10 protein-coding genes are annotated in these 14523 nt (G+C 72.9%); 7 read left to right on the top strand and 3 right to left on the bottom strand.

Features of this window, described 5'->3' with window-relative positions:
• Positions 1-22 precede the first annotated feature (22 nt).
• Positions 23-2071: an SGNH hydrolase domain-containing protein gene (locus IFU19_RS09885; RefSeq protein ID WP_192013563.1), complete on the bottom strand. Its 2049-nt coding sequence runs from the start codon at positions 2069-2071 to the stop codon at positions 23-25.
• 7 nt (positions 2072-2078) lie between these two features.
• Positions 2079-3215 (bottom strand): UDP-galactopyranose mutase, encoded by a 1137-nt coding sequence (glf, locus tag IFU19_RS09880; protein WP_055834508.1) that lies wholly within the window; start codon positions 3213-3215, stop codon positions 2079-2081.
• A 149-nt stretch (positions 3216-3364) separates the two neighbouring features.
• Here glf and IFU19_RS09875 point away from each other — a divergent pair, with 149 nt between their 5' ends.
• Genes IFU19_RS09875 through IFU19_RS09855 form a run of 5 tightly spaced genes read left to right on the top strand, consistent with a single transcriptional unit; the run spans position 3365 to position 10037 of the window.
• Complete coding sequence (locus IFU19_RS09875; RefSeq protein ID WP_192013561.1) at positions 3365-5290, top strand: DUF6541 family protein; 1926 nt, start codon at positions 3365-3367, stop codon at positions 5288-5290.
• 1 nt (position 5291) lies between these two features.
• On the top strand, positions 5292-6488 hold the full coding sequence (locus IFU19_RS17045; protein WP_192013559.1) for a glycosyltransferase: 1197 nt from the start codon (positions 5292-5294) through the stop codon (positions 6486-6488).
• The gene (locus tag IFU19_RS09865) at positions 6485-7681 is read left to right on the top strand and encodes a glycosyltransferase family 2 protein (RefSeq protein WP_082516491.1); all 1197 of its coding nucleotides are present in this window, start codon (positions 6485-6487) and stop codon (positions 7679-7681) included. The genes IFU19_RS17045 and IFU19_RS09865 overlap by 4 nt, the downstream gene beginning before the upstream one ends.
• Positions 7681-8808, top strand: coding sequence for a glycosyltransferase family 4 protein (locus IFU19_RS09860; protein WP_191915199.1), 1128 nt, complete (start codon positions 7681-7683; stop codon positions 8806-8808). Before IFU19_RS09865 ends, IFU19_RS09860 begins: the two co-directional genes overlap by 1 nt.
• The gene (locus IFU19_RS09855) at positions 8805-10037 is read left to right on the top strand and encodes a lipopolysaccharide biosynthesis protein (RefSeq protein ID WP_055834496.1); all 1233 of its coding nucleotides are present in this window, start codon (positions 8805-8807) and stop codon (positions 10035-10037) included. The genes IFU19_RS09860 and IFU19_RS09855 overlap by 4 nt, the downstream gene beginning before the upstream one ends.
• Positions 10038-10073: 36 nt before the next feature.
• On the opposite strand, the gene IFU19_RS09850 is transcribed toward IFU19_RS09855, so the two are convergent.
• A complete protein-coding gene (locus IFU19_RS09850) occupies positions 10074-11081 on the bottom strand; it encodes a glycosyltransferase (protein WP_192013557.1) in 1008 nt (335 codons plus the stop codon).
• Between the two features lie 131 nt (positions 11082-11212).
• Between IFU19_RS09850 and IFU19_RS09845 the strand changes: the two genes are divergently transcribed.
• Positions 11213-12175, top strand: coding sequence for a glycosyltransferase family 2 protein (locus tag IFU19_RS09845; protein WP_192013555.1), 963 nt, complete (start codon positions 11213-11215; stop codon positions 12173-12175).
• Between the two features lie 42 nt (positions 12176-12217).
• A complete protein-coding gene (locus IFU19_RS09840; protein ID WP_191915196.1) occupies positions 12218-14506 on the top strand; it encodes a glycosyltransferase in 2289 nt (762 codons plus the stop codon).
• Positions 14507-14523: the final 17 nt, after the last annotated feature.

The raw sequence follows: 14523 nt of genomic DNA, 5'->3' as shown, positions 1-14523 counted from the left end.
GGGGAAATCCTACGCGGGGCGCTCATCCGAGCCTGGCCGGGAGCTGCTCGGCCAGCGACGGGCCGAGCGATCGGGCGTACATGCGGGTCAGGTGGTTGTCGTCGCGGTACACCGCGACGTTGCCGATGACACCGACGCAGAGGTCGTCGGGGCAGATCCACGGGGTGAGATCGACCAGGCTCAGCCCCGGTCGATCGAGGTCGTCGGCCGGGTTGCGGTCGGCGAGGGACGCCGAGCGGGGAACCGCGCACTCGAGCGGGTCGGCGGACTCGTTCACGCAGCCGAACATGTCGAAGGCGAACCGCGGGTTGTCGCGGATGCCGAGGACCTCGATCCCGGCATCGCCCATGCGGTCGAGGAACCCCTCGATGCCGGCCCGCACCATCTCGTCGTCGTCGCCGGCGTCGGAGCGCGTGACCACCGTCATCACGGCGTCCGGCGCGATCCGCTCGACGTGCGCGATGGCGGCCTCGCGCCAGTCGTCGCAGGTCGGATCGAGCCCCGGCTCGTCGAGGCCCATCGAACATCCGCCCTTCACCAACGACACCACGCCCCAGCGCTGCGCGTCGGCGACCGGCAGCAGCGCGGCCGTGATCTGCTGGGCGTGCGAGTCGCCGATGACGGCGACGGTCCGCGACGCGCGGGAGGTGCCCGCGGTCTCGAAGCACGTCCCCTCGAGGATCTGCTCGGTGACGAGCCGGTCCGACGAGCACACCTGCTCGAGCTGGGTCCACTCGTCGTCGAGCAGGGTGGGAAGCGGCAGCAGCATCGCGTCGGCGGGCGTCCGGGGCAGGGTCGGGTCGCGGAGCACGGCCGCGCCGGGGTTGGCGACCTCCGCGCGCGCAGCGATCACGCGTTGCTCGCTCCACGACGCGATCTGCCAGCTCGCCACCGGCACCGCGACCACCGTGGTGGCCACCGCCAGCACGGCGATCGGAACGAGCGCGGAGGGATCGGAACGCCGCCACGCCCGGACCGGGCGGTCGACGGCCCAGGTGAGCGCGCGCGCCAGCAGCAGCGACAGCACGATGATGCCCGCGCCCCCGACCAGCCCGACCTCGACGCGGTCGTTCACGACGAGGAAGGTCACCAGGATCGGCCAGTGCACGAGGTAGAGGGCGTACGCGTCGCGTCCCACCGCCCGCAGCGGTCGGGATGCCAGCAGCCGCCCGGGACCGAGATCGCGTTCCCCGTCGGAGGTCGAGCCCGAGACCACGATCGCGGCGGCGCAGAGCACCGGCCATAGCGCGAGGAAGCCCGGGAAACCGCCGCGGACATCGAGGACCATGCCGAGCACGAGCAGGCCCGCCAGCCCCGTCCACCCCACGACGGCGCGCGCCACCCGGCCCAGGCGCACGTGCGGCAGCAAGAGCACGAGCAGGGAGCCCGCCGCGAACTCCCAGAGCCGAGCGCCGGTGTCGAAGTAGGCCGCCTCCTGCGCGGCCGCGGTGCGGATGACCGAGTAGACGAACGAGACGAGGAACACCGCGCCGAAGACCACCCCGACGACGCGATCGGGTGACAGCCCCCGGCGACGGACGAGCACCTGGCACAGCGCCAGCAGCGCGACCCACAGCAGGAACGCCTGCCCCTGCACCGACAGCGACCAGAAGTGCTGCAGCGGGCTCGGGACCTCGGTGCGCGCGTAGTAGTCCACGGCATCCGCCGCGAGCACCCGGTTCTGCACGTAGGCGAGCGAGGCCCACGTCTGCTCCCACACCATGCGCCACGCGGTGGGCGGGTACAGCGTCCACACCAGCGCGAGCACGCCGACGAGGGTCACCGCGGCGGCCGGCAGGAGCCGGCGGAAGGTTCCCAGCAGGTGGCGGATCGGGCGCACGGGGTGATCTCCGGCCATTCGCCGGACGAAACCGCGGGTGAGGAAGAACGCCGAGAGCATGAGAAAGACATCGACGCCGCCCGAGACCCGTCCGAACCACACGTGGTACGAGACGACCAGCAGGATGGCCACGGCACGCAGCCCGTCGATGTCGGGCCGATACGCCCAGCGCCCCTCGTCCGCCCGTCCGGCGCGTGCCGGGCGGGTGCGCGACCCGAGGGTCAGAGGCACGGCGACGTCACGCGAGCTGGTTGTTCCACATCGTCAGCGCGGAGCCGATCGCCATGTGCATGTCGAGGTACTGGTAGGTGCCCAGTCGTCCGCCGAAGTGCACGTCGCGCTCGCCCTTGGTCAGCTCGCGGTACGCGAGCAGACCGGTGCGGTCGTCGGCCGTGTTGACCGGGTAGTACGGCTCGTCGGCGCGCGTGGCGAAGCGGGAGTACTCCCGCACGATGACGGTCTTGTCGGTCGGGTAGGTGTCGGCGCGCTCGGGGTGGAAGTGCTTGAACTCGTGGATGCGCGTGTACGGGGTGTCGGCGTCGGCGTAGTTCATGACGCTGGTGCCCTGGAAGTCCCCGATCGGCAGCACCTCCTGCTCGAAGTCGAGCGTGCGCCACGACAGCTCGCCCTCGGCGTAGTCGAAGTACCGGTCGACCGGGCCGGTGTAGACCACGGGCACCTGGCCGACGGTGGCCTTCTTGTTCAGCGGCTGCGACTCGTCGAAGTAGTCGGTCGACAGCTTCACGTCGATGTTCGGGTGATCGGCCATTCGCTCCAACCACGCGGTGTAGCCGTCGACCGGCAGACCCTCCCACGTGTCGTTGAAGTAGCGGTTGTCGTACGTGTAGCGCACCGGGAGGCGCGAGATGACCTCGGCCGGCAGGTCTTTGGGGTCGGTCTGCCACTGCTTCGCGGTGTAGTCGCGGATGAACGCCTCGTACAGGGGGCGGCCGATCAGGGCGATCCCGCGCTCCTCGAGGTTCGTGGCGTCCTTGGCCTCGAACTCGCCGGCGAGCTCGTGCACGAGCGCCCGCGCCTGATCGGGCGTGTACGCGGCCTGGAAGAACTGGTTGATCGTGCCGAGGTTGATCGGCAGCGGGAACACGACGCCCTTGTGGGTCGTGTACACGCGATGCACGTAGTCGGTGAACCGCGTGAAGCGGTTGACGTACTCCCACACCGTCGGGTTCGACGTGTGGAAGAGGTGGGCACCGTAGCGGTGCACCTCGATGCCCGTCTCGGGCTCGTTCTCGGAGTAGGCGTTGCCGCCGATGTGGTGGCGGCGGTCGATGACCGTCACCTTGCGACCTGCGGCGGCCGCGCGCTCGGCGATGGTCAGGCCGTAGAAACCCGAGCCGACGATGAGAAGATCCATGCGGAGAAGCGTCTTTCGTGTCGACGGATGCGCGGAGACGGTGCCGCGACCCGTCCAGTCTAAACGGCGGCCTCGCCGACGCCTTCAGGGGCGGGTCAGGGACCGTCCGTTAGCATGACTGACTGTCGTCCAGCGAGAAATGGGAGTGCATGAGCGATTCCTGGTCGGTGATCGTGATGCCCGTCATCGTCTCGATCCTCGCTCTCACCGTCCCCGGAATCGTCGTCCTCGCGGCCGGGTGGGGCGTGCGTCGCCTGCGCATCCTGACTCTGGCCCCGGTCGTGTCGATCGCGATCCTCGCGGTCTCCGCCACCGTGGCGCCCTTCGTGGGTCTGGGGTGGTCGCCGCTGCCGGTGGTGATCCTCACGGTCGTCGCCGCCGCCGCCGCCTTCGGCCTGGGCCGCTGGGTCGGCCCCGAACGCGACGACCGCACCCCTCCGTCCACCGCGGTGTGGGGCGTGGTGTCGCTGGGCATCGCGGCCGTCGTGATCGCACTGCAGCTCGCGGTCGTCTTCGGCGGGCCGGCGCACATCTCGCAGACCTTCGACGCGATCGTCCACCTCAACACCGTCGCCTTCGCCGTCGACACCGACAACGCCTCGGCCTTCCACATCGGCGCGACATCCGACATCGGGTTCTACCCGAACGGCTGGCACACCGTCGCCGCCCTCGCGGCCAACGTCACGGGGGTCTCGGTCCCCCTCGCCGTCAACGCGGCCAACATCGCGCTGTCGGCCGTCGCTTGGCCGCTGTCGGTCGTCGCGCTCAGCACGGCCCTGCTGTCGGAGCGCACCGCGGTCGTGGTGAGCTCCACGGCACTGTCGACCGGATTCGGCGCCTTCCCGATCCTGCTGATGTTCTTCGGCGTGCTCTACCCGAACGCCATGGGCTACGCGGTGCTGCCCGGCGGCGTCGCCGTCGTGGTGCACCTGCTGCGCAGCCGTGGACTGCCCGCCCGCGCCCGCGCCACCGTGCTGCTGCTCGTCGCCTCGGCGGGGGTCGGGTTGTCGCATCCCAACGCGTTCCTCGGCATGGTCGCCCTCGGCGCGGCGATCGTCGTCGTCGAGCTGCTGACCACGGCGATCTCGTTCCCCACCCGCCGCCGGTGGATGGCGACGGCGGCGATGCTGCTCGGACTGCTGCTCGTGCTCGCGGTGCTGTGGCGGGTCATGCGCACCAACGCCGAGATGTCGCGCTGGCTGCCGTGGCAGACCACCGCGCAGGCCCTCGGCGAGGCGCTGCTGCTGTCGCCCCACGGCTACACCGTCACCGTGACGATCTCGCTCCTGCTGCTCGTCGGCGTGGTCGCGATCGTCCGGCGCCCGCGCCGCCTGGTGATCGCCGGCCCCATGGTGGTCGCCACCGTGCTGTTCGTGCTGGTGTCGGGCACCGCCGCGGGCAACCCGGTGCGCGAGCTGCTCACCAACCCCTGGTACAACGACTCCTTCCGCTTGGCCGCACTGCTCCCCGCCGTGGGGATCCCCGTCGCGGTGCTCGGCGCGATCACGCTGGTCGACCTCGCGGCGCGCTCGCTCCAGCGCGCCCGCGCGGCGCGCGGCCTGCGCGTGGCCATCGCCGCGGTCGCTGCCGTCGTCGTCTTCTCGGTCGGGGTGAGCCCCAACATCGTCCGCGCGGTGCAGGACGCCCGCGGCGCCTACGCGCTCGACGCGGGTTCGCCCCTGCTCACGGCCGACGAAGAGGCCCTGCTCGAGCGCCTGCCCGAGACCACCCCCGCCGACGCCGTCATCGCGGGCAGCCCCTGGACCGGCACGTCGCTCGCCTACGCGATCGGCGAGCGCGAGGTGCTGCGCAAGCACGTCTTCGGCGCGTTCGGGCCCGACGAGGAGCTCATCAACAACGCCCTGCGCGACATCGACAGCGACCCCCGGGTGTGCGAGGCGGTCGATCGCCTCGGCGTCGACTACGTCCTCGACTTCGGTGCGCAGAACGTGTGGAACAACCCCGGCGTCGGACTCGACCGCCAGGGACTGTACGGCCTCATCCCGTCGGAGCACCTCGTGCTCGTCGACCAGCAGGGACCCGCCGCACGCCTGTTCCGCATCGAGGGCTGCTGAGGTGCCCCGCTCCTCGACGGTCGCCGTCGCCTACGACTGCCTCTTCCCGTACTCCACGGGCGGGGGCGAGCGGCAGTACCGCGCGTTCGCCGACGAGCTGGGGCGGCGGGGCCTCGAGGTCGACTACCTCACCGCTGTGCAGTGGGAGGGCGCGACCCCCGTCGAGGAGCACTTCCGCATCCGTCCCGTCACCGGCCGCCTGTCGCTGTACTCCGCCGACGGCGTGCGCCGCATCCCGGCGGCCCTGCGCTACGCCGCCGCACTCTTCCGCGCCCTCGTGCGTCGGCGCCGGCGCTACGCCGCCGTCATCGTGAGCGGACTGCCGATCTTCAACGTCTTCGCCGCGCGCCTGGCGCTGCTCGGCTCCGGCACGCGCCTGGTGGTCGACTACCTCGAGGTGTGGCACCGCCGCCAGTGGGTCGAGTACTCCGGCACCGTCACCGGCACGATCGCCTGGGTGCTGCAGCGCGCGGCGATCGCGATCACGCCCCTCGCGACCTGTCACTCGCAGCTCAGCGCCACGCGCCTGCGCCGCGAAGGGCTCCGCCGCCCGCCCGTGGTGAGCCCGGGCCTCATCGACGGCGCCGTCGACGTGGCGGCCCCCTCCCCCGCGACCACGCCGCCCTACGTGCTGTACGTCGGTCGTCACATCCCCGACAAGCGCGTCGAGGCCCTGCCCGCCGCCGTCGCCGCCGCCCGCGCGGGAATCCCCGACCTGCGCCTGATCGTGCTGGGCACCGGACCCAGTTCCGACGCCGTCCGCGCCGAGGTGCGCCGCGTCGGGGGCGACGAGTGGACCGACTTCCCCGGCTTCGTCTCGGATGCCGAGCTCGACACGCTCCTGCACGGCGCCCTGTGCCTCGCGAACCCGTCGCGTCGCGAGGGGTACGGGCTCGTCGTCGTCGAGGCCAACGCCCACGGCACGCCCGTCGTGCTCGTGCCCGACGAGGGAAACGCCGCCACCGAACTCATCGACGACGGCGTCAACGGCGTCGTCGCCCCCTCCACCCGACCCGACGACCTCGCCCGGGCGATCCGGGCCGTCGCCGACGGGGGTGACGACCTGCGCCGCACCTCGCGCGCCTGGTACGACACCGCCGTGGGCACCCGCACCATCCGCCGCACCGTGGAAGGGATCCTCTCGGCACTGCCGCTGCCGACCCCCGCCGCGGTGAAGACGAAAGAAGACACCCCGTGACCACTCCCGACTCGACGGACGTCGAGCTGACGATCCTCATGCCGTGCCTCAACGAGGCCGAGACGCTGGAGGTCTGCATCCGCAAGGCGCAGGGCTTCCTCGCCCGCAGCGGCATCCGGGGCGAGGTGCTGATCTCCGACAACGGCAGCACCGACGGCTCGCAGGCCCTCGCCGAGCGCCTGGGCGCCCGCGTCTCGCACGCGCCGCGGCGCGGCTACGGCGCGGCTCTCATCAACGGCATCGAGACCGCGCGCGGGCAGTACGTCATCATGGCCGACGCCGACGACAGCTACGACTTCGAGAACCTCGAGCCGTTCGTCGAGCGCCTGCGCGCGGGAGCCGACCTGGTGATGGGCAACCGGTTCCTCGGCGGCATCGCCCCGGGCGCCATGCCGCCGCTGCACAAGTACCTCGGCAACCCGGTCCTGTCGTTCATCGGACAGCTGTTCTTCCGACCGGGCATCCGCGACTTCCACTGCGGTCTGCGCGGCTTCAACCGCGCGCGCATCCGCGAGCTCGATTTGCAGACCACGGGGATGGAGTTCGCCTCCGAGATGGTGGTGCGCGCGTCGCTCGCGCGATACCGCATCGAAGAGGTGCCCACCACGCTGAAGAAGGACGGGCGTTCGCGTCCTCCCCACCTGCGCAGCTGGCACGACGGCTGGCGCCACCTGCGCTTCCTGCTGCTGTTCGCCCCGCGCTGGCTCTTCGTCTACCCGGGCCTGGTGGCGTTCTTCCTGGGGGCCATCACCGTCGGCGTGCTGTCGTTCGGCGGCATCGAGATCGCCGGGGTCGGGTTCGACGTGACGACCATGGTCTACGCGAGCGCGCTGTGCGTGACGGGGTTCCAATCCCTGCTGTTCTTCTGGCTGACCAAGCTCTACGCCACGCAAGAGGGCTTCCTCCCCACCAGTGAGCGGTATCGGCGGATCGTGGCGAGGTGGTCCGCCGAGCGCGGCCTCCTCATCGGCGTCGGCCTGTTCCTGCTCGGCATCGTGATCGCCATCGTGCAGGTCTCGCTGTGGGGCAGCCTCGACTTCGGCACGCAGAACGCCGCCCAGGCGGTGCGCATCGCCGTGCCCAGCGCCCTGACGATCGTCCTGGGCTTCCAGACGGTGATGATGAGCTTCTTCTCGGGCGTACTCACCACGCCCCGGCGCGAGCAGCGCCCCGAAGCCGTCATCGAGAGCTGATGGCCGACCGACGCATCCTCGTCGATCTGCTCGGCTTCACCGGGTCGCGCGGAGGCACCGAGACGTACGTGCGCGAGCTTCTGCCGCGCCTGGCGGAGCGCCTGCCGCACGTGCGCTTCGCCGCCCTGACGGGCCGCGTCGGCGCCGAGCGCGTGTCGTCGTTCTTCCCGGGGCACGTGCAGACGGTGCCGTGGGTGGGCGCCGACCCCGCGACGTGGGCGCTGGGCGCCGTCGCCGTCACCGGCCCCGTCGCCCGTCGCGGCCGCGCCGACCTCGTGTGGGCGCCGGCGAATTTCGGGCCGGTGTTCCGCGGCGTCCCGCGCGTGGTGACCGTGCACGACGCCATCTACGACGAAGTGCCGGGCGGCCTGGCCCAGCGGGCACAGCGCGCGGTGACCTCGACGCTCATGCGCCGGTCGGCCCGCACGGCCGACCGCGTCCTCACCGTCTCGCACGCGGCCGCGGCCAGCATCTCGGCGCACCTCGACGTCGACGCCACGCGCATCGACGTCGTGCACAACGGCAGCACCGTACCGCGTCCGGTCGCCGATCCCGCCGGCATCCTGGCTCCGCTCGGCCTGCCCGATGACCGGCCGATCGTGCTGAGCGTGGGTAATCGCATGCCGCACAAGAACTTCCCCGGCCTGCTCGCCGCCTGCGCCACCATCGACCCGGCCGTGCGCCCCGTCGTGGTCGTCGCGGGCAGCCGCCTGCCCGACCCGCTCGCCGAAGACGTGCGGCGACTCGGCCTCGAGCGCGACGTGGTGCTGCCCGGGTGGGTGAGCGACGATCAGCTCGAGGCGCTGTTCCAGATCGCCGACCTGTACGCGTGCCCCTCGCTGGTCGAGGGCTTCGGGCTGCCGGTGGTCGATGCGCTGCGGCGCGGCGTCGCCGTGCTCGCCCACGACGTGCCCGTGCTGCGCGAGGTCGGCGGCGACGCCGCCCGGTACGCCGATGCGACGGATGCCGCCGCCTTCGGCGCCGCGATCACCTCCGCGCTGACGGCGCCGCCGGATGCCGCCACGCGGGCCGACGCCCAGCGGTGGGCGTCGCGCTTCACGTGGGACGACGCGGCCGACGCCACGGCCGAGGTGCTGGATCGCACGCGCGGGGAGCGACGACGGTGAAGGTCCTGCTCGCGCGCCTGATCGGTTTCGGCACCGCCCCGATGATCGTCGCGGTCGTACCGCTGCTCGTGCTGCCGATCGCGGCGCGCATCCAGGGCGCCGAGGGATGGGCGGCGATCGGAACGGGTCAGGCGCTCGGCAGCCTGTTGGCGATGATCTCGAGCTACGGCTGGAACGTCGCCGGCGGCGCCCGGATCGCGATGGCCGAGCACGACGAGGCGCGTCGCGACGTCTACGCGCACAGCTTCTGGTCGCGTCTGGCCGTCTTCGCCGTCGTCGGCGGCGTGACGGCCGCGATCGCCGCGGCCCTCGTCGGCGGGGCGTTCGGCGGGGTGGCCGCTCTCGTGGTGCTCGCGACGGGGCTCACCGGCCTGACGATGTCGTGGTACGCCGTCGGCACCGGCCGGGCGCGGATGGTGCTGTGGTTCGAGGCGATCCCCATGGCCGTGTTCACGGCCGCGAGCGCCGCGATCATGCAGCTCACCGGTCAGCTTGTGGCGTATCCGCTGATGATGATCGCGGGCGTACTCGTCGGTCTCGCCGCGCTGCACGTGCACATGTACGGCCGCGTCGTCCCCCCGTTCCACGTCGGCGGCATCGGGCGCAGCTTCCGCGAGAACCTGCCCCTCGCCAGCGCCGACGGCCTCGGCGGCAGCTACACCACCGCGCCGGTGCCGATCGCGCAGGGGGTCGTGGGCACGCAGGCCGCGGCCGAGCTCACCTCGGCCGACAAGCTGTACCGGGTCGGCCTCACGGCCATCCTCATCGTGGGCAACACCCTGCAGAAATGGGTGCTCGAAGCCTCGTGGGAGGCCGGCCGCACCCGCCGCCACCTCGTCGCGCTCGCGCTGCACCTCGTGGTCGGCGTGATCGGCCTGCTGGTGCTCGTGCTGCTCGGACCCTGGCTCACGGCGGCGTTCCTCGGTGAGGCGGTGGCCCCTCCGGCATCCATGTTCCCCGCCTACGGCGTGACGTACCTGATCATCTCGCTGACGACGCCGCTCATCCGCAACGTCCTGGTGCCCGCGGGCCGCAACCGCGTCGTGCTGCTGGCGATCGTCGCTTCGGCGAGCGTCGGCCTTCCGGCCATGTTCGTGCTCGGCGCGACCCTCGGCGCGACCGCGATCGTCTGGGGTCTGGCCGTGTCGGAGGTCGTGGTGCTCACGGTCGTCGGCATCGCCGCGACCCGCGAGATCCGCGCGCAGCGCAGGCTCCTCACCCGCGGCTGAGGGCACGGCGCGGGCAGACGCACCGACCGCGGCGGCTCAGCGCGCGGCGTTTCCGCGCCGACCGCCCGTGACGCTCCAAAGCGCCGCCCCGAGCAGGTGAACGACGGCGGTGCGCGGGGTCGCCTCCGAGCGACCGACGGCCCCGAGAACGGCGCGCACCGTCGCCCCGGCCCGCCGGCGACGGCCGAAGGCGGCGGCGAGCGCGCGCGCGACGGGGGTGTCGACCCGAGCGCGCAGAGCGTCGGTCATGGCTTCGGCCCAGCCGGCGTTGACGACGTAGAGCGAGCGGGCGAGGGCGCGCGGACCACCGCCCTCGGCGGGGAGCGCCGCGCGGCGCCGTCTCAGCGTCTCGCGCCAGCCGAGGCGCGCGGCATCGGCCTCGCCGAGCACGTTGGCGGTGTGCTGCACGTAGTCCTGCACGACCCGGTCGACCACGCGGGTGCCGTCGGTCGCGGCGGCGCACACGGCCAGCCAGTGATCGTGCACCTGCGCGGGACCGGGGAGGGCGGGGAAGGGCAGGGCCACGTCGAGCAGCGAACGACACAGAACGCACAGGGCGCCCGAGAACTGGTTCTCCAGCACCAGCGAGGCCGCGTCCACCTCGCGCCGCGCCGTGGATGCCGTGACCACCACACCCTCGGGATACGTCACCACCCGCGCCTGCCCGCTGACGAGCGCTGCGTCCTGCAGCGCCGGCACGAGGGTGGCGAGCTTGTCCGGCATCCAGACGTCGTCCTGATCGCTCAGCGCGACCCACGCGGCGTCAGCGGGCACCGCGGCCAGTCCGCGTTCGAAGTTGCGGTAGAAGCCGACGCGCTCCTCGAACCCGATGACCTCGAACCTGTCGTCGTCGCCGACGGCGTCGATCATCTGCGCGCGCACCGCGTCGGAGCCGCCGTCGGCGACGACGAGGCAGCGGAACGCGCCGAGCGTCTGCGCCTGGAGCGAGCGCAGCTGCCGGGCGAACAGCTCCGCCGGGGGCCGGTACGCCGCCAGCACGATGTACCCCTCGATCGGGGCGGCGGCGGGGTCGGTGGGGGTCATGGGCGGGTGCGCCGGGGAGGCGGTCCCATCGTACCGACCCGGGTCGACCACGGGTGCGGCCGTACACTGGGGGCTCATCCCGCCCGTGCTGCCCTCCGGGTGCCGGTGTCCGAACGAAAGGCCGGTCGCGCATGAGTGCCGATCCCGAGATCGACATCGTGATCCCCGTGTACGGGGGCTGGGACTTCGTGCGCACGTGCGTGCGCGCGGCGCTGGACCAGAGCGTCGCGGCACGCGTCATCGTCGTCGACGACCGCTCGCCCGACGACACCGCCGACCGCATCGAGAAGGCCTTCCCCGAGGTCACGCTGCTGCGCAACGAGGTCAACCTCGGCTTCGCCCGCACGTGCAACGTGGGCATGGAGGCGGGAGACGCGCGGCTGGTCATGCTCGTCAACAGCGACGTCGTGCTCGAGCCCGGTGCGGTCGCTGCGGCGATCACCGCGCTACCCGACGACCCGGCATCCCGCATCGGCAGCGCCGCGACCCTGCTGCTCGCCCCCGACGGCTCCGTCGACTCGTACGGCATCGTCGCCGACGTCACCGGCACCGGCTTCGTGCGCTTCCACGGCGCGCCCCTCTCGGCGGTGCACGCCAGCGTTCCGCCCGTTCTCGGTCCGTACGGCGCGGTCGCGGTCTACCGCCGCGCCGCGCTCGACGAGGTGGGCACGTTCGACACGAACATCTTCATGTACGGCGAAGAGCTCGACCTGGCCTTCCGCCTGCGCGCGGCGCGCTGGGGCTGCGTCGCGATCACCGAGCCGGTGGGCACGCACCTCGGCGGGGCGAGCGCGGGCACCGAGTCGGAGCGCCAGCGCCGGTTGTCAGGGTTCGCCCGCGGCTACCTGCTGCGCAAGTACGGCGTGCTGCGTTCGCGGTGGGGACTGCGTGCCGTCGCCGTCGAAGCGGTGGTGTCGGTCGCGCGCCTCGTGCTGCGGCGCGACCTGGTGTCGCTGCGCGGCCGCATCGAGGGATGGCGCCGCGGTGCGCGGGCGCCCCGACTCCCCCTGCCGCTCGACGCCGTCGACGCGACGATCGATCTGCGCACCTCGCTGCGCATGCGCGGCGACGGCTACTGGGCCGGGCGCGCCTGACCCCGTCGGCCGCATCGCCGGTCGCTCCGTAAAATCGGACGCATGCTGTCCGCTCTCCGCTCGCGCGTGCGCGCCGCGCGCGACCTCGCTCCCCTGCGCCCCCTGGTCGCGCGCCTCGACCGCGTCTGGTGGGCGCGCGTCATCCGGCGGGCGGGCATCGTCGACCTCGACTACGTCCGCGCGCAGACGGGTTCGCCGCTCTCCGAGGCCGCCGCCGTGCGCCGCTATGTCAACGGCGGATATCGCGACGGCCTGCGTCTGTCGCCGCTGTTCGTCGACACCGCGGTCGGCGACCACCTCCCCGAGGCGTGGCGCGTTCCCGCGCTGTACGCCTATCTCGTCGCCGATCCGCGAGGTCTGCAGGTGAGCCCCCTGTGGGATGCCGTCGCGTACGGCACCCGTCATCCCGACGCGTGGGACGCCCCGGGAGGACCGGTCGGACACGCGTGGCGCCGGCGCGAGGCCCACTCCCTGCCCTACGGCCCCGCGGCGGAACCCGCGGTCGCGACGTGGTCCGAGCTGTCGCGCACGATCACCGCGGCGGCGTCCCGCGCCCGCGTCGGCGGAGAGGTCGCCGCGACGGCGGGCCGTACTCCCCTGTCCCGCGAGCTGCTGCTCGCCCTCGGCCCCGAGGAGTGGGATTTCGACGAGTCGATCGCCGAGGCCGTGCGCTTCGCCGACGTCGACGGTCAGGGAGTGGCGATCGCCGTGCTCGACGACCGCCCCGAGGACTGGACGCTCGCCTCGATCATGGCCGCGTCGCACCCGCGCGTCCGTATCAGTCGGCGGAGGCATGACGACGCCGCGCGCGCCCTCGACGAACTCGTGCAGACCTCGACCGCCGAGGTGCTGGTGCTGCGCGGCCCCAACGAGACGCTGACCGCCGCCGACGCGGTCGTCCTGACAGCGCGCGTCGCCGCGGAGCCGTCGGGAACGGCCGTCGCCCCGGTCTGGCGCGACGGCGACGGCACGATCGCCGCGGTCGGAGCGACCTCCGAGGGGCGCTTCCTCGCCGGGCACCCCGTGGAGGACCTCACCGCCCTCTCCCCCGCCACGATGCTCGAGGTCCCGGCCCTGGCGGGCCTCACCGTCGCCGTCCGTCGCGCCGACATCGACACCGCGCTGCGGGGCTCGGATGCCGCGGGACGCCTCGGCACGCGCGCGCTCGTCGCCCTCGACATCGAGACGCGCACGCGCTCGCGCGTCGCCGACCCCACCGCGCAGACCCCGGATGCCGGTTCCCGCACTCCCGGATCCGCCGGCCGCGACGCGGCGTCTGCCGAGGCGCCGCGGCCCCTCGCCGGTGCCGACGACCTCCTCCGCCGCGCGGGGTGGGAGCGCACGCTCTCCGGTCCGCTCCCCCGGGTGCGGCGCCCCGGGCGCACGATCGAGCTCGCCGACGGCACTGAGGTCCCCGTGCTGCGCTGGGCGCTGCGGACCGCGACGCCGGTCGGCGTCCGGGCCGAGGGATGGGGCGACACGCACTTCGCCCGCGCCCTGGCCGGGGCGCTCCGCCGGCTGGGGCAGGAGGTCGTGATCGACTCCTACGCCGCTCGCACGCGCTCCACGCGGCACCTCGACGACGTCACGGTCGCCCTGAGGGGCCCCGAGCCCCTCGAGGCCTCCCCCTTCGGCGTCTCCCTGCTGTGGGTCATCAGCCACCCCGACGAGATCACCGCGACCGACGTCGCGGGCTTCGACCGGGTCTTCGCGGCCTCCGCCCCCTGGGCCGCCGCCACCGGCGCCGAGCTCGGCGTCGCCATCACGCCCCTGCTGCAGTGCACCGATGCGACGCGCTTCCGCCCCGAGGGGCGCGAGCGCGGCGGCGACATCCTCTTCGTGGGCACGGCGCGTGGCATCCTGCGCCCCTCGATCGTCGAGCCCATCCGCGCCGGCATCCCCGTCACCGTCATCGGTCCGGATTGGCGCGGCTGGATCCCGGCCTCGCACATCCGCGCCACCGGCGTCTCGAACGACGACCTGCCGGGACTGTACGAGAGCGCCGGCGTGGTGCTGAACGACCACTGGCCCGCCATGCAGCAGCGGGGGTTCATCGGCAACCGCCTCTTCGACGTGGTCGCCGCGGGCGGCCGGGCCATCAGCGACCGGGTCGAGGGGATCGACGAGCTGTTCGGCGGCGCCGTCGCCACCTACGACGAGGTGCCCGAGCTCATCCGAATGCTCTCGCACGACGTGGATGCCGTCTTCCCCGACGCCGATGTGCTGGCCGCGGCCGGCGCGCGCGTCCGCGCCGAGCACTCGTTCGACGCGCGGGCGCGCACCCTGCTCGACGCCGCCGTGCGCGCCTCGGAGGCGCAGCCGCGACGCTGACCCGCGGGTGCGGGTCG

The sequence above is a fragment of the Microbacterium sp. CFBP 8794 genome (assembly GCF_014841235.1).
GTDB lineage: Bacteria > Actinomycetota > Actinomycetes > Actinomycetales > Microbacteriaceae > Microbacterium.
Note: the sequence above shows the minus strand (reverse complement) of the source record. Positions and strands in the feature narration are given on the sequence as shown.